Genomic DNA, 16,515 nt, shown 5'->3' with positions numbered 1-16,515 from the left:
TTGTTTGTTCAAAGTGTATTTTTTTATTACATTTAACATGGTTTATGAATAATTTTAGTTAAATATTTTAATTAATTATAATGTATTTCAAAAACTATTAAAATATGTAATTGGTGTTGATATTTTAATTATTTTTTTTAAAAAAGAATTAACAATTTTTAAAACAACACTTTAATAGTACTCAAAGTTAAAAGTATAATTATTGAAGCTATAATATGACTCAACTATTAATAAGATAAAGAAATTCTGATTTCAAGATGATAAAAAGTAATCGAATTAGCCAAGGGGAGGGCGAAATTCTTGATTTGAAACTAAATTAAAGTTTGTAGATTGCCATTAATAGTGATTTTAAATACTTAGTATTGGAGTATTAAAAGGCATCCTTGAGCTATCAAATAGAATAGAAAAAAGTGTTGGAATTATTTTTCCGGAATGAAATCCGATACAGAAAAAATGGTTTTGTACGTATCCAAGTACCTACCTTGGCAAAATTTAATATTTTACAACTCAATACAATTCAAGCTGTAATGGCACGCGTGTAATTTCTCCTCCAAAAGATTTGCTTACTAAACAAATTGCTATACTCGAATATTTTATCGAGGGATATTAAATTTCAGCAATTACTTACTAGAAAAATAGGCCGCAAAAAGGAATAAGAAGCTTGTTAGTTTGGCTTTAGGTCTCAATCAAATAATTTTTAGTTTTTATAAATGATATAACATTACATAAGTAAAAGAATAAGTATTGAATTTTCAATTATTAGGAAATATAAAAAAGTATTTATAAAGATGTAGGTATGGAAAATATTGAAGATTACAGGGATGATTTCCAACAAAAAAAACATTCAATAACCGATTCTAAACTTTTAGAAGTGAAAACATTAAAACTGGTTCATGAATTAGAAGTTCAGCAGATAGAATTGGAGAAGCAAAAAAAAGAACTTATTCTAGCCAAAGAACAAGCTGAAATTGCTACGCAAAAATATACTGAACTATATGATTTTGCCCCTTCAGGTTATTTTACACTAACAAATTCAGGAAAAATAGCGCAACTCAATCTCACCGGTTCAAAATTATTACAAAAAGAAAGATCAAAATTAATAAACAGTCAATTTAGGTTTTTTATTTCTAAGGATACAAAATCAATCTTTGATGCCTTCATGAATACTGTTATAAATACGAATGTAAAAGAATGCTGCGAAGTTAAATTACTTTTAGAGAATGACCTTACCGTAGCTGTATATCTAACAGCAGTTCTCACTGAAAACAGGAACGAAGTTCTAATTACCGCAGTAGATATAACACAAATCAAGTTAACCAAATCTGCTCTTAAAGAAAGTGAGCAACGGTATCGAGAATTATTAAACAACCTAGATGTAGGCGTTATCTTGCATAACAAGGATGCTTCAATAATTTTCTCTAATCCTAAGGCTTCTCGATTGATAGGTTTGAATAAAAATCAAATGAACGGCAAACAGATTTATAATTCAGTGTGGGAATTTATAAAAGAAGATTATAAACCTTTGGCTCAAGAGAATTACCCGGTAAACGAGATTCTAAATAATAAAAAACCCATAAAAAATTTTATAATTGGAATTCAAAAAAGTGAGAATACGTCTATCAAATGGCTTTTGATAAATGGTTTTCCTATGTTCAATAATTCAGGAGAAATAGCTGAAGTTATGATCAGTTTTATTGAAATTACGGTGTTTAAAAAATTAGAAATTGAATTGATTAAAGCAAGAGATCAAGCTGAAGCAGCAAACCAAGCAAAATCTAGTTTTTTGACTAATATGAGCCATGAAATTAGAACACCTTTGAACGGAATCATTGGTTTTACGGATTTGTTAATGAAAACAAATCTGGATAAAAATCAGACGGAATATATGAATACGGTTCATGAATCAGCTACAATATTAATCGAGATTATTAATAATATTTTAGATTTTTCAAAAATTGAATCCGGTAAATTAGAATTGAATATTGAAGAAGTTAATCTTTTTGAACTAATTCATCACGTAATCGATATTTTCAAATACCACGCAGATTTAAACGATATAGATTTAATCGTTAACATTGGCCAAAATGTCCCCAATTATGTTTTAACAGATTCTATTCGATTGAAACAAATTTTGGTAAATTTAATTGGCAATGCGTTGAAATTCACAAAAGACGGATATGTTAAGATAAACGTTAGTAATACTACTGATTCTGAAAATGAAAATCAATGTCATTTAATTTTTTCGGTAAAAGACACCGGTATTGGAATTAAGGGCGAAAATCATGAAAAAATATTCCAATCATTCATACAAGAAGATAGTTCAATTACTCGAAAATTTGGAGGAACAGGTTTAGGATTGGCTATTACAAACCAACTTTTAGCTTTAATGAACAGTAAATTAGAACTAAATAGTCATTATGGAGTAGGAAGTGAGTTTTTCTTTACGGTTGATTTAGAAAAATCAAATCATGATTACGATTCAAAAAAATTAGATAATACTGTTGAGGTAAAGGAAGAAATTTCTTCAATCAAAAATCTATTAAATAAGAAAATTTTAGTAGTCGAGGACAATAAAATCAATATGCTTTTGGTAAAAACATTACTTAAATCAATACTTCCGGGTTGTGTAATATTAGAAGCTTTTGATGGAAAGAAAGCAATTAAATTATATAAAAAAGAGAATCTGGATTTAATTTTAATGGACATTCAAATGCCACATAAAAACGGATATGAAACCACTGCCGAAATTAAACAATTAAAGAAGTACAATAATATTCCTATTATTGCCTTAACAGCCGGAATAATGTTAGGCGAAAAGGAAAAGTGCTTAGAATCAGGAATGGATGATTATGTTTCGAAACCCATTATACGATCTAACTTAGAAAAGGTGCTCTTTAAATGGATAAAAAATTAAAAATTTTATCCAAACCACCGTTTTGGCTTGTACTCCTGTTTTTTTAAACCAAATTTTTTGATAGCATGTTTATCAAGATGCTCAATCAATTCCTCTACGGAGTCCGTTACAAATAACAGGCTCATATCCTCAGGACTGATGCTCTCGTTTTGCGACATGACTTGAATATGATGGTACAATTCTTTATGATATTCTGTGTCAAAAATTACTATCGGGAAATTATTGATTATTTTATTTTGAATCAGTGTCAACGCTTCAAATAATTCATCGAGCGTGCCTATTCCTCCTGGCATAACAACGAAAGCATAGGAATATTTTATTAAAATAACTTTCCTCACGAAAAAGTACGGAATGTAAATCCATTTGTGCAAATAAGAATTTGGTTTTTGTTCAATTGGAAGAACAATATTTGACCCCACAGAATAACCTCCTGCTTCATACGCACCCTTATTTGCCGCTTCCATAATTCCAGGACCGCCACCTGTCATTACTGTAAACCCTAATTTTGCTATTTCGGCACCAATGTGTTCTGCATTTTTATAATGCGCAGTTTCCGGACCAAATCTGGCAGAGCCAAAAACAGTAACGCAGGGTCCAATAAAATGCATTTTTTGAAAAGCTCGTATAAAGTTATATTGGACTTTGAAAATGAAAATCAAGTTTTTTAATCGTGTCAAAGGCCCTCTTACGAATAAAGATTCGGATCTTGAAAGTCTATATTGGCGTGGTTTTTCCATCGTTACACTAAGTTAGGAAAAATAACAGTTGAATTCTACAAGTATAAAACTAAACTAAAAAGGCACTTAAAAAACACACGAACTATGAGAATATAATTTATCAATTATATCCAAAATTGATATGTAGCAAATACTTTTAGCTATTTATTGCTTTTTTCCAAAATAGTTTTAATGATTTCCTCTTTGGATACCACACCGGATTGTCTCCATAATTGTTTTCCGTTTTGGAACAAAATCATAGTTGGAACGCCACGAACCTGATACTGACTTGAAATTTGTTGGTTTTTGTCTACATCAATTTTGATGATGGAAACGTTCTCTCCCAAACTGTCTTTTACTGCTTTCAAAATAGGACTGAGCATTTTGCAAGGTCCGCACCATGTGGCAAAAAAGTCTACTAAAACTGGTTTGTCTGAATTGATAATCGTATCGAAATTACTCATCTTTATTGTATTTATTGTTAGGAATAGTACAACCATTAGAACCACAACCCAAATTAAAAACGACCTGAATCAAGAAAAATAGTCCAAAACCAATGAACATCCATTCTTTTAAAATAGAGGCTTGAGCAAATAAAAATAAGGCAAACACCAGACGAACCCAGCGCATAAGATGCCAATTTGTAAATAATAATGCTTTCATTTTTTTCGAAAAAAAGAATTTAGTTTTACGGATTTATTTTGTTGATTTTATACTTCTCATCATAAGAAATCACATCTTGCAATACTTTGATTGCAATTTCATTTTTACTGACAATTAATACTTCAGCAAAATTACTGCTCATGCTTACATTTAAAACACCTTCAATTGTTAGTAGTCTTTCTGCGATGATTTCCTTACAGCCACTGCAAGTAATACCTTCAAATTCATATAAATTTACCACAACCTGATTGTTCTTTTGCAATTCGATAAACAATTCAGAATTCGCTCTTGGTGCAATTGAATTTTCAGAAACATCCATTTTTAAAAAGTCAAAAGCGACCCCAAAAAGTAGCTCATATTCTTCTTTGCTTCCGCCAAAAGGAGGACCGGATTCAAACGTTCTATTGAACAATAATCCTGCTAGAATGCCTTTATCTGCTAAAAGTTGGTGCATTTTCCACACATATTTTTGACGCATTGTTGGAGGCAATGCACAGAAAAAAGTTTGCTCAAGAACCAAATCATATTTTCCTTGATGTTCAAAGAAATTACCCAATATAATTTGAATAGTAGTATTGTTTTTGAACTTTTCTTTTAAAACTGCCACTGGTGTTGGCGCAATATCTACAACAGTTATGTTTGTAAAACCTTGTTCCAAAAGATATTTAGCTTCATAACTGTTGCCACAACCGGGAATCAAAATACTGCAGTTTTTATCAGCAATCGTATCCACATATGTTTGTATAGGCGGCGATACTTTGCCTAAATCCCAACCGGTAGTTTTGGCTTTGTATTGCGATTCCCAATAGGATACGTCTAGGGGTTTATCGCAGGAAACTATACAACATTTTGTATCTTCCATAATTTCATTTTTTTTGAAAATGCTTTTATTTCAAAACTTTGCTTTGGCAAACGAAATCCGTTTTTGGAACATCCGTTTTTGCAATAGCACTAAAACCACCTTCAATTTCGGTGAAATTTCTAAAACCACGAGCTTCCAGTATCGAAGCAGCAATCATACTGCGGTATCCGCCGGCGCAATGCAAATAAAAATGTTCTTTTGGATTAATATCTTTTATCCATTCATTGAGAGCCGCTAATGGCTTGTTGTAGGCATCTTCAACATGTTCCGCGCAATATTCACTTTCTTTCCGAATATCGATTATTTTACTTTCGCCAATTTTTACAGCTGTAGCAAATTGTTCGGCTGTAATTCTATTTACAGTATCAATTTCTTTTCCGGCTTTTGCCCAAGCATCAAAACCACCCTCCAGATGACCAATCAAGTTATCAAAACCCACACGGCTTAAACGCGTAACGGTTTCTTCCTCCTGTCCCAGTTCACAAACAATTAAAATAGGTTGTTTTACATTGGCAATTAAAGCACCTACCCAAGGAGCAAAATCACCATCAATTCCAATGTTTATCGATTGAGGAATGAATCCTTTGGCAAATTCTCCGTTTTTTCGGGTATCCAGAATTAACGCTCCTGTTTCTTCGGCTTCCACTTCAAATTCTACTACAGATAACGCGCGCATTCCTAAATGCAATATGTTTTCAAAACTGTCATATCCTTTTTTATTCATCGCCACATTCATTCCAAAATAGGCTGGAGGCGGCAATAAACCTTCAGTAACTTCTTGTATAAATTCGGCTTCAGTCATATTGGCTCGCAACGCATAATTGGTCGCTTTTTGGTCACCAATAGTAGAGACGGTTTCCTTACTCATGTTTTTTCCACAGGCACTTCCTGCACCGTGAGCCGGATAAACAATTACATCATCTGCCAAAGTCATCACTTTATCTCTTAAAGAATGAAATAAAAGCCCCGCTAATTGCTCTTGAGTCATGTGTGCTGCTTTTTGGGCTAAATCTGGTCTTCCCACATCTCCAATAAACAAAGTGTCTCCAGAGAAAATAGCATGGTCTTTTCCGTTTTCGTCAATCAATAAAAAAGTGGAGCTTTCCATGGTATGTCCAGGAGTGTGCAATACTTTTATTTTGATGTTTCCAATAGTGAATTCCTGTCCGTCTTTAGCATAAACACATTCAAATTCACAAGTTGCATTTGGACCATAAACAATTGGAGCAGCCGTTTGGCGGCTTAAATCAACGTGACCGGAAACAAAATCAGCATGAAAATGGGTTTCAAAAATGTATTTTAATTTTACGCCATCTCTATCCAATCGATCCAGATACGGTTGGGTTTCACGTAACGGATCTATAATTGCCGCTTCACCATTTGAAGTGATATAGTAAGCACCTTGGGCTAAACATCCCGTATATATTTGTTCTATTTGCATGATTGTATTTTTTAATTTTATAGTACAAATGTACTTCTGTTTTTTAGGATAAACAGTGACAATTGTTACATTCCAATTTTTAATTGAAGAAAAATTCTTTGATAATTATATAAATTCCCATTACTAATACAAACCAACCAAAGATTGGTTTTAGTTTAGTTCCATCTATTTTTTTTGAAAGCTTGATGCCAATAAGCATTCCTATAAATGCCATACTTGTAATCATCAGTAAAAAAGAATAATCGATAGGTGTACCAATATATAAATCACCTCCAAAACCGATACTAGAGTTTATAAAGATAATCAATAATGAGGTGCCAACGGCTTGTTTCATTGGTAAATTAGCAAAAAATAATAAAGCTGGGATGATTAAAAATCCACCTCCGGCTCCTAAAAATCCAGTTACAATTCCGATTAAAAATCCAATCAATCCCAGCTGTGTATAATTTGTTTTTGGAGGATTTGTCACTGTTTTTCTTTTGCGTATCATAGCTATAGCAGCTGCTATCATGAGTACGGAAAAAACAATCATTATCAGAAAATTTTTTGATACCTGATAGGAAGCAATGGAGAAAATTGTTGCTGCTATTTTTGGGAAAATAACTTCTCGAATGATCAGGATAGAAAAAACCGAAGGAATGGCAAAATATAATGCCGATTTAATTTTAAGATTTCCCATTTTATAATGACTGATACAGCCAAATAAAGCCGTAATTCCTACTATAAATAGCGAATAACTGGTAGCAGTTTCAGGATCTATTTTAAAGAGATAAACTAGAATAGGAACAGTAAGAATCGATCCTCCGCCTCCAATTAATCCTAATGAAAGTCCAATAATTATTGAAGCTAAATAGCCTAAATATTCCATCTTAATTTTTTTATTGCAAAGGTTGTTTGTAAATTATTTACAAACGGTAACATTTATCACACTGATTGTATTTTATGATTGTCCGTAATTAATACCAAATTAATTATTTCAGCCACGAATTATGCAAATAGTCCCGAATTCTTATTTTAATTCTAAAAAAAAAGTGACTATTTGTGTAATTTGGGGCTAACTATTTCAAAACATTTGTGTCCTGTAAATTTAGTCCACTTTGCGGACGCGCCTTGTTTTTAGCTACAGATTTAAAAGATTCCCACAGATTAAAGAAAAAGTGAATTAGATTTATTGGAGAAATCCTTTAAAATCCTTTAAATCTGGGGCAAAATTATTGTTGGTATTAGTTACGGATAGTCATTTGTATTTTATGTTAAATGGAGTGTTCAGTGATCCGATTCAGTGCTCATTTAGTTAGTAACTGACCAGTGGTTACCTTTTCAATAGTGCAATGTTATTGCGGTGTAAGGAAACGATACCGCGTTGTTCCATTTTTTTCAACAAACGGGAAATTACTTCTCTTGAAGTGTTTAATTCAGATGCGATTTCCTGATGGGACAATTTCAATTCTTTACAGTCACAAGCATCTGCATGGCGTTTTAAATAAAATTCCAAGCGCTCGTCCATTGCTCTGAAGGCTATACTGTCAATCACTTCCAAGACTTCTTCAAAACGGCTGCGATACGAACCAATCACAAATTCATACCAACTGCGGTGCTGCATCATCCACTTGTCCATTAAAGAAAGCGGAACCATCATTAATTCAGCATCCTCGACAACTTTAGCCATTATTTGGCTTTTTTCGTTTTTAGTGGCACAGATCATAGAAATGGCGCAGGCTTGTCCGGGTTGCAAATAATATAGGAAGAATTCACCTCCATTTTCATCTTCGCGGTAAATTTTTATTTTCCCGCTAATTACTAAAACGGTGTTTTTGATGTATTGTCCTGTTCGTATAATTACATCACCAGCCTGGTAGGAATGAATAGTGGCATTAACTTCGATTTCTTTCACTAATTCATTAGAGAATGAAGGAAAAAAATTCTTTATAGGATCAAGCATTTTTAGTCTTTTTTCTATTGTTAGTAGTGTAAAAGTAGTCTAAAAAACTCAAAAATAATGGTAATTTTTAGCGTTAAAAAAAAAGGCAAGTCCTTGATTAATCGCATATTGTTTGCTTATTTCCTATGGATTTAATGGGCTATTTTTAATAAAAATAGATGCTCATTTTATACTTTATTGATAGTTAATGTTTTGCGAAAACGTTTTCTTATAAATATTGTTCAATTAACAAATCGTGCGTTTATTATTAGCTAAAATCTTTGTATTTTTACAAAAAACATCACTATGAATTTAACACAAGAAGATTGGGTTTCTCAATTTGAAACTGACGAAAACGCAGTAATTTTAGACGTGAGAACCGAAGCCGAATTTAATGAAGGAATTATAGCCAATGCCATCAATATTGATATTCATTTGGGACAAGGTTTTATCTCTGAAATTGAAGCTTTGGACAAAACAAAAAATTATTATGTGTATTGCCGCTCCGGAATGCGAAGTGCAAAAGCCTGCGAAATAATGAATGAGCTGGGTTTTGAAAATGCATATAACTTAGTTGGAGGTATTGTAGAATGGGATGGAGAAGTAATTGCTCCATAAAACACTAAGAGGCTGGTTCCTCTTTGTTTATTTAAAATTAAATTAAAAACATAAAATACTTTAGTATGAATGTAATACCAGAAGAATTTCAAATCAGTACTTTATTAAATCAAGATACGTATTTAGTTGATGGAGAATTAAAAAAATGGACTGGCCAGACTACTCCGGTTTTTTCAACAATTTCATCCACGGAAGAATACGGCCCAACAATTTTGGGTTCAATCCCGTTTATGGGAGAAACTGAAGCGCTGGAAGCAGTTAATGCAGCCAGTGCAGCCTATAATAATGGTCAAGGATTATGGCCCACCATGAAAGTGGCGGATCGTATCAAATGCATGGAAAATTTTGTTACTCAAATGAAAACAACCCGTAAAGAAGTTGTTAAATTATTGATGTGGGAAATTGGAAAATCATTGGGTGATTCTGAAAAAGAATTTGACAGAACCGTTGAATATATCTATGATACAATCGACAGCTTAAAAGAATTAAACAGTCGCAGCGCTCATTTTTCTAAAGTACAAGGAATAAATGCCATGGTTCGTAGAGGACCGCTTGGTGTTGTTCTCTGTCTAGGACCTTATAATTATCCATTAAATGAGACTTTTTCGTTGTTGATTCCTGCTTTGATTATGGGGAATCCAGTGATTTTTAAACCTGCTAAACACGGTGTTTTATTGATTTCTCCCTTATTGGAAGCTTTCCGAAGCAGTTTTCCAAAAGGAGCCATCAATATTGTGTATGGTCGCGGACGTGAAGTAGCTGCGCCAATAATGAAATCCGGAAAAGTAGATATTTTGGCTTTAATAGGAAACAGTAAATCAGCGATTGCATTACAAGACCAACATCCTAATAAAAACAGATTGCGTTTGATATTAGGTTTGGAGGCAAAAAACCCTGCGATAATCCTTCCAGATGCTGATTTAGATTTGGCTATCCAAGAGTGTATTGCTGGCTCTTTATCGTTCAATGGACAGCGTTGTACGGCTTTGAAAGTGTTGTATGTACATGAGTCTATCGCAGATGAGTTCAACAAACGTTTTGCAGCCAAAGTTGATGCGTTGGTTTTTGGTAATCCGTGGGATGCATCTGTATTTCTTACGCCATTACCAGAAAAAGAAAAACCGGCTTACATTCAGGAATTGATTGATGATGCAACCAGTAAAGGAGCAGCCATAATCAATGAAAAAGGAGGAAAGCATTCGTCTAATTATATTTTTCCGGCAGTTTTATTCCCTATAAATAAAGAAATGCGTGTGTATCACGAAGAGCAATTTGGTCCGGTTGTGCCTATTATAGCTTTCAAAGACATTCAAGAGCCTTTGAACGATATGGCCGAATCAAATTACGGGCAACAAGTGAGTTTGTTTGGAAAAGACATTAAAACAATTGCACCACTTATCGATGCTTTGGTCAATTTAGTGTGTAGGGTAAACTTGAACAGTTCTTGCCAAAGAGGACCGGATGTTTTCCCATTTACGGGACGAAAAGATTCAGCTGTAGGAACATTGAGTATTCACGATGCCTTACGTTCGTTCTCGATTAGAACTTTTGTAGCCTCAAAAGACAATGAGTATAACAATGCTATTTTGCAGGAATTATTAAGCAGCAAAGAATCTAATTTCATCAATACCGATTATATTTTGTAATCTTTTATTATTAAAAAATTTAAGCCGTTTCGTTTTTTCGATACGGCTTTTTTTATGGGATTCTGTGTCAAATAAATTCTATTTTAAAGAAAAATAAAACGTAAAAGAATCGTAAAACGTGTTTTTATATTTTTTTTAAACACTAATTTATTTGTAATAACCTGACTATCAGTATTTATTATTATATTTACGTAATAAAAATAACTTAAATAATAAGACTATGAAAAACATTAATTTTTTTTTGAAACCAGTTTTGATATTAGTTTTTACTGTTGCATTTTTATCTTGTAAAAACAATAAAACGGAGAAAACAGAACCTGAAGAAGCTATGCAAAAAGATACTGCTACGGCTGTTACTGTATTTGAACCTTTTAAAGTAATTGGAATAAAGCATAAAATAGCGGATTATGAAAAATGGAGAAAGGAATATGATGCACATGATTCTATGCGAATGGTTTATGGAATCACACATTATATGGTAGGAAGAGGAATTGATGATGCAAATATGATTATGATAATAGATAAAATTAATGATGTCCAAAAAGCAAAAGAGTTTAGTATGCTTGCGGATCTCAAAGAGAAGATGAAAAAAGCAGGGGTTACCGGTAAACCTGAATTTACATATTATGAGGTAATACGAAATGACGACTCACCGATTAATCAAAAAGACCGATTAATGGTAACGCATCGTGTAAAAGATTTTGATGCTTGGCTTAAAGTGTATGATGCCGAAGGAACTGCCAAAAGAATGGAAGAAGGATTCATAGACAGAGGAATGGCCAGGAGTATTGACGATCCCAATATGGTGACGCTGGTATTTGCCATTACGGATATGAAAAAAGCAAAAGAAAATATCACCTCCGAAGCAAAGAAGAAACTGATGATGGATGCCGGTGTTGAAGGCACTCCTCAACTATTTTTTTATAAGATAACAGATTGATGCATACGTTTGAAAATATAAAGAAACCATCTTGTTTATTATAATGAGACGTGGTTTTTTATGGGATTTAGTTTGGTGATGAAATATTTATTCTCAAAAAATATGTAGTGTGTCTAGTCTTTTTAAATAATTACAAATTTTCATTACTTTACGGGAAACCGTAAAGTAATGAAAATGAAACTATTTAGATTTGTTGATATAGATTAATTGATGGTTAATTATCTATAATTAGCAGAAGTCATTTAATGGCACGAAGCCATCCAAAAAAGAGGGATTAGTGCCACTTTATGGCTGATAGAAAAGAGATTCAAGAAATATGGATTATTCGACCCGAAATTCTATTTTTCTTATGATGTGAATAATCCTGAATCGTTTAGTATATTACTAGTTAGTAAATGGGAAACATTAAATCCTAAATTTATCATTGAAAATAAACATTTGAAACAATTAAAATATATTGGAGCTGATGTGATTTTAGGAGTTTTTATTAAAGAAGATAAAAAGTAAAATTTTGAATCCAATTCAACTTTTGATACAAATTTGATTATTTTGTTGGTTGAAAATATATGGGAAGAATTTCCTTAAATTATTCACCATAAAAATAATAATTATGAAGGAATAAGTTTTAGCACTACAGTCTGTAAGCCCCGTATAGAATTATTAGTAAAAATGATAAATCTGAATTAATTTCAACTTATAAAATTTTGATCAACCTTTAAATCAAACTATAAAACAAAAAAGGTGATCCGTTACCAGACCACCTTTTTATACAAATTATAAATTCTAAAATTAAACTAAGTCGAAACGGTCTAAGTTCATCACTTTAGTCCAAGCCGCAATAAAGTCTTTCACAAATTTTTCTTGTGAATCTACACAGCCATAAACTTCAGCAATAGCTCTTAGTTCTGTGTTAGAACCAAAAATAAGATCGACACGAGTTCCAACCCATTTGATTGCACCTGTTTTGCGATCAGTACCTACAAATGCATCGTCAGATTCTGAAACTGCTTTCCAAGTAGTACCTAAATCAAGTAAGTTTACAAAGAAATCATTTGTTAAAGCCTCTGGGCGTTTTGTGAAAACTCCAGTTTGGGAGTGATCAAAATTTGTATTTAACACACGCATACCACCTACCAGAGCTGTCATTTCCGGTACTGTCAATGTCAACAATTGTGCTTTATCAATAAGCAGTTCTTCAGCTGAAACCGTATATTTTGTCTTAACATAATTACGAAAACCATCAGCTTGTGGCTCAAGAACTGCAAAAGATGCTACATCAGTTTGTTCTTGTAAAGCATCAGTTCTTCCAGGGGTAAAAGGTACTCTCACTTCATGATCAGCATTTTTTGCTGCTTGTTCAATTCCTGCACTACCACCTAAAACTATTAAATCAGCAATTGAAATTTGCTTACCACCAAAATGAGCACTATTGAAATCTTTTTGAATTTTCTCAAGTATTTCTAGAACTTTTTCTAATTGAGATGGATTATTAACTTTCCAATCTTTTTGAGGTTCTAAACGAATACGGCCACCGTTAGCCCCCCCACGTTTATCTGAACCACGGAAAGTAGATGCAGATGCCCAAGCAGTAGATACCAATTGAGAAACGGATAATCCTGAAGCTAAAATGATTGCCTTTAAAGAAGCAACGTCTTCATTATCTATCAACTCATGCGATACTGCTGGAATAGGATCTTGCCAAATTAATTCTTCAGCAGGAACTTCAGGTCCTAAATAACGAGTTCTTGGACCCATATCTCGGTGTGTAAGTTTGAACCATGCTCTAGCAAATGCATCATTAAATTCAGATGGATTGGCTAAGAAACGTCTTGAAATTTTTTCATAAGCTGGATCAAAACGTAAGGAAAGATCTGTTGTTAACATAAACGGCTGATGCGTCTTTGAAGGATCATGTGCATCTGGAACTAAACCAGCTCCTGCGCCATCTTTTGGTCTCCATTGATGTGCACCTGCTGGACTTTTTGTCAATTCCCACTCGAATCCAAATAAATTTTCAAAATAATTATTACTCCATTTTGACGGAGTAGTAGTCCAAGCTCCTTCTAGACCGCTGGTAATTGTATCGCCAGCATTACCTGTACCAAAACTGTTTTTCCAACCTAGACTTTGCTCCTCGATAGGTGCTCCTGCTGGTTCAGCACTAACGTATTTCTCTGGATCTGCTGCGCCATGAGTTTTTCCTAAGGTGTGACCACCAGCACTTAATGCTACTGTTTCTTCATCATTCATTGCCATACGGGCAAAAGTTTCACGAATATCATGAGCTGCTAATACAGGATCAGGATTTCCATTAGGTCCTTCCGGATTTACATAGATTAACCCCATTTGAACCGCTGCAAGAGGTTGTTCTAATTCACGCTCTCCGTTGTACCGATTGTCTCCTAACCACTCTCGCTCTGAACCCCAATAGATATCTTCATTTGGTTCCCACACATCTTCACGTCCGCCAGCGAAACCAAAAGTTTTAAAACCAGCCGACTCTAAAGCACAGTTACCAGTTAGGATTAATAAATCAGCCCAAGAAATTTTTCTACCATATTTTTGTTTGATTGGCCATAATAACAAACGTGCTTTATCTAAGTTAGCATTATCCGGCCAACTGTTTAATGGGGCAAAACGCTGTGTACCAGCTCCAGAACCTCCACGTCCGTCTGCGATGCGATAGGTTCCCGCACTGTGCCATGCCATTCTAATAAATAATCCTCCATAAAAGCCATAATCTGCTGGCCACCAATCCTGAGAGGTCGTCATTAAATCTAAGATATCTTGCTTTAAAGCAGCAAAATCCAAAGACTTGAACTCTTCCGCATAGTTGAAGGTTTCTCCCATTGGGTTAGATGATGCACCGTGTTGGCGTAAAATATTCAATTTTAATTGATTTGGCCACCACTCCCGATTTGTAGGAGCTGAACCTGCACCTTGCTTTGCAGGAGTACCAGCACTAGCTCCATGATTGAACGGGCATTTACTTTCACTGTTCACATTATAGGACGTTGTTCCTGTGTTTGTGTTATTTTCCATATTATGATTGATTTTTTATTTACTGTAAGCGAATTTACCAAAAACTATCCTCACCTAATTGTATTTTTAATAGATAAAAACTATAGTCACTAGTGGTATTAGATGCATAAATTCATTAATAATTTTTAAATATCTGTTTTCTAATAACATAGGTGTAATTCGTAAATATTAAGTTGGCAAATTATTGAGAATCATACTCCAGATTTTTATTGTTTTTTCTATGATAGTTATAAAACTGTAATGGAATATTGGGCTAGAATTGAGAAGTTTATTGATAATTAAGAAATAAATCATAATTTAGTACTAAATCCTGTAATCCTTGAAATGGTTAGGAGTAACTTTAACAAAAAAAACATGAGTTCATTTGAAGATAAAAATAATACGGATCAAAATCCTGTAACCTCTGAGTTTGAAGCTTGGGTTGGTATTTTATATTCTTGTATTTCTGCGGATAATCAAATTACGGATTCGGAAACAGCATCGTTATCCCGAGTATTGCATTCGAAACAGAAATTTATTGGAATTGATATTGCTCCTCTTTATGCAAAATCATTCAATTTAAGAATAGAACTGGGACAATTAAAATACATTTCTGCTTGTTGTGAACTGATTAACGAAGAAGATAAAGAAACAGTATTTGCGCTTGCATTAGAAGTCTTACTTGCTGACGGAACATTGGAAAAAGAAGAAAAAAACGTGATTGAAATTTTATCAAACCGACTAAAATTAGAGGCTGAAATGACTAGTAAAATAATTGAAGTAATTTTCTTAAAAAATAAAGGCAACATTAAAGGAATATAAATTGGTAATTCAAGTACATAAATACTTAAAACACATCGAAGCTATTTAATAATAATGATAAACTGAAAAGAGCATTTCAATCCGAAATGCTCTTTTTACTTGTGTAACTTCTTTATCTTAATAATAATACGTAATTTAGAGTATTCAAAATAGGAAATCATTTATCACTATTGTCTTTAAAACTCGAGAGCTATCAAAAAGAAAATCAAAATAGTAAAGGAAAATATTCATGAAAGGTTGCATCGGGAACCTTTCATTACACATTCTCGATTGAAATTTATACCTAATATTGTACTCAACTTGATTAGCTGTGTCATTACACTTGCTGTGGTAGGGACATTATTGTATTTACTCCTAAATTATTTGATAATGAAATTTTATCATTTGGACTAAAATAAAGGTGTTTTAAAAATTAAAATTGAGTATAAAATTGATTATACTCAAATTCGTTTTATTGAAAATACAACTTTTATAGCCTTAATTTTCAACCAGTTTGAATTTGTGTACATACAATAGTAGCACGTCAAAACCTTCTAATTGTTATCGAGGCATATTAAAAACCTCTGTAAGAATGAAAAATCAAACTTTCTTCAATATTTCAGTTTCATACCGTCTTTTTCCAATCTTTTCATGTAAGGTTCTGTTTCACTAAGCGGATCAATAATGACAGCTTGTTTATTTGGAGTAATATAATAAGCACCTTGAGCTAAGCATTCTGTATATATTTGCTCTATTTTCATATTCTTACTTTTTTGGTAATAAATTATAATATAAAGATATAGCATCAATTTAAGGTTGATGGTGACAAATGTTACACAACAAAAATAGCTTCTGTAATTGTAAATTTTTTAAAATATAATTTTGAGTTTTCTGGGAATTGAAACGCATCATTACTTTTAAAAAATAAAAAACACCAGCTATTAACTGGTGTTTATATCATTAATTAACCAA

General features: G+C 32.9%; 13 protein-coding genes and 1 pseudogene. 5 read left to right on the top strand and 9 right to left on the bottom strand.

Translation table 11 applies throughout. The features are described 5' to 3' along the window. Positions 1-796 precede the first annotated feature (796 nt). Positions 797-2,914 (top strand): response regulator, encoded by a 2,118-nt coding sequence (locus ACNQGD_RS07825; RefSeq protein ID WP_417998899.1) that lies wholly within the window; start codon positions 797-799, stop codon positions 2,912-2,914. A gap of 5 nt (positions 2,915-2,919) precedes the next feature. Here ACNQGD_RS07825 and ACNQGD_RS07820 read toward each other — a convergent pair whose 3' ends face one another. The 7 genes from ACNQGD_RS07820 to ACNQGD_RS07790 all read right to left on the bottom strand — a co-directional run bounded on the left by ACNQGD_RS07820 (position 2,920) and on the right by ACNQGD_RS07790 (position 8,538). Then, complete coding sequence (locus tag ACNQGD_RS07820; RefSeq protein ID WP_417998898.1) at positions 2,920-3,522, bottom strand: LOG family protein; 603 nt, start codon at positions 3,520-3,522, stop codon at positions 2,920-2,922. 269 nt (positions 3,523-3,791) lie between these two features. Beyond that, complete coding sequence (gene trxA / locus ACNQGD_RS07815) at positions 3,792-4,094, bottom strand: thioredoxin (RefSeq protein ID WP_417996093.1); 303 nt, start codon at positions 4,092-4,094, stop codon at positions 3,792-3,794. After that, a complete protein-coding gene (locus ACNQGD_RS07810) occupies positions 4,087-4,293 on the bottom strand; it encodes a hypothetical protein (RefSeq protein WP_417993571.1) in 207 nt (68 codons plus the stop codon). The genes trxA and ACNQGD_RS07810 overlap by 8 nt, the downstream gene beginning before the upstream one ends. Before the next feature lie 25 nt (positions 4,294-4,318). Next, positions 4,319-5,155, bottom strand: a complete 837-nt coding sequence (locus ACNQGD_RS07805) for a methyltransferase domain-containing protein (protein ID WP_417998897.1) — start codon at positions 5,153-5,155, stop codon at positions 4,319-4,321. 25 nt (positions 5,156-5,180) lie between these two features. Next, positions 5,181-6,596, bottom strand: a complete 1,416-nt coding sequence (locus tag ACNQGD_RS07800; protein WP_417998896.1) for an MBL fold metallo-hydrolase — start codon at positions 6,594-6,596, stop codon at positions 5,181-5,183. Positions 6,597-6,675: 79 nt separating this feature from the next. Next, positions 6,676-7,464 (bottom strand): sulfite exporter TauE/SafE family protein, encoded by a 789-nt coding sequence (locus ACNQGD_RS07795; RefSeq protein WP_417998895.1) that lies wholly within the window; start codon positions 7,462-7,464, stop codon positions 6,676-6,678. Between the two features lie 444 nt (positions 7,465-7,908). Further along, positions 7,909-8,538: a Crp/Fnr family transcriptional regulator gene (locus ACNQGD_RS07790; protein ID WP_417993575.1), complete on the bottom strand. Its 630-nt coding sequence runs from the start codon at positions 8,536-8,538 to the stop codon at positions 7,909-7,911. A 285-nt stretch (positions 8,539-8,823) separates the two neighbouring features. Between ACNQGD_RS07790 and ACNQGD_RS07785 the strand changes: the two genes are divergently transcribed. The 3 genes from ACNQGD_RS07785 (at position 8,824) to ACNQGD_RS07775 (ending at position 11,721) form a co-directional block, all read left to right on the top strand. After that, the gene (locus ACNQGD_RS07785) at positions 8,824-9,135 is read left to right on the top strand and encodes a rhodanese-like domain-containing protein (protein ID WP_417993576.1); all 312 of its coding nucleotides are present in this window, start codon (positions 8,824-8,826) and stop codon (positions 9,133-9,135) included. Positions 9,136-9,200: 65 nt separating this feature from the next. After that, positions 9,201-10,781 carry an NADP-dependent glyceraldehyde-3-phosphate dehydrogenase gene (locus ACNQGD_RS07780; protein ID WP_417996089.1) on the top strand — a complete coding sequence of 527 codons (1,581 nt, stop codon included), beginning with the start codon at positions 9,201-9,203 and terminating at the stop codon, positions 10,779-10,781. Positions 10,782-11,001: 220 nt separating this feature from the next. After that, entirely contained in the window at positions 11,002-11,721 is a 720-nt protein-coding gene (locus ACNQGD_RS07775; RefSeq protein WP_417998894.1) for a hypothetical protein, read from the top strand. 789 nt (positions 11,722-12,510) lie between these two features. Here the strand turns inward: ACNQGD_RS07775 and katG are convergent. Then, on the bottom strand, positions 12,511-14,763 hold the full coding sequence (gene katG, locus ACNQGD_RS07770) for a catalase/peroxidase HPI (RefSeq protein ID WP_417998893.1): 2,253 nt from the start codon (positions 14,761-14,763) through the stop codon (positions 12,511-12,513). 354 nt (positions 14,764-15,117) lie between these two features. Here katG and ACNQGD_RS07765 point away from each other — a divergent pair, with 354 nt between their 5' ends. Next, entirely contained in the window at positions 15,118-15,564 is a 447-nt protein-coding gene (locus ACNQGD_RS07765; RefSeq protein ID WP_417998892.1) for a tellurite resistance TerB family protein, read from the top strand. 593 nt (positions 15,565-16,157) lie between these two features. On the opposite strand, the pseudogene ACNQGD_RS07760 reads toward ACNQGD_RS07765, so the two are convergent. Further along, a pseudogene (locus tag ACNQGD_RS07760) lies at positions 16,158-16,304 on the bottom strand (MBL fold metallo-hydrolase); the annotation flags it as partial. Positions 16,305-16,515: the final 211 nt, after the last annotated feature.

Source organism: Flavobacterium glucosi (assembly GCF_048286535.1).
In the GTDB taxonomy this organism is placed as follows: Bacteria; Bacteroidota; Bacteroidia; order Flavobacteriales; family Flavobacteriaceae; genus Flavobacterium.
This window is presented reverse-complemented; position numbering and strand designations above follow the sequence as displayed.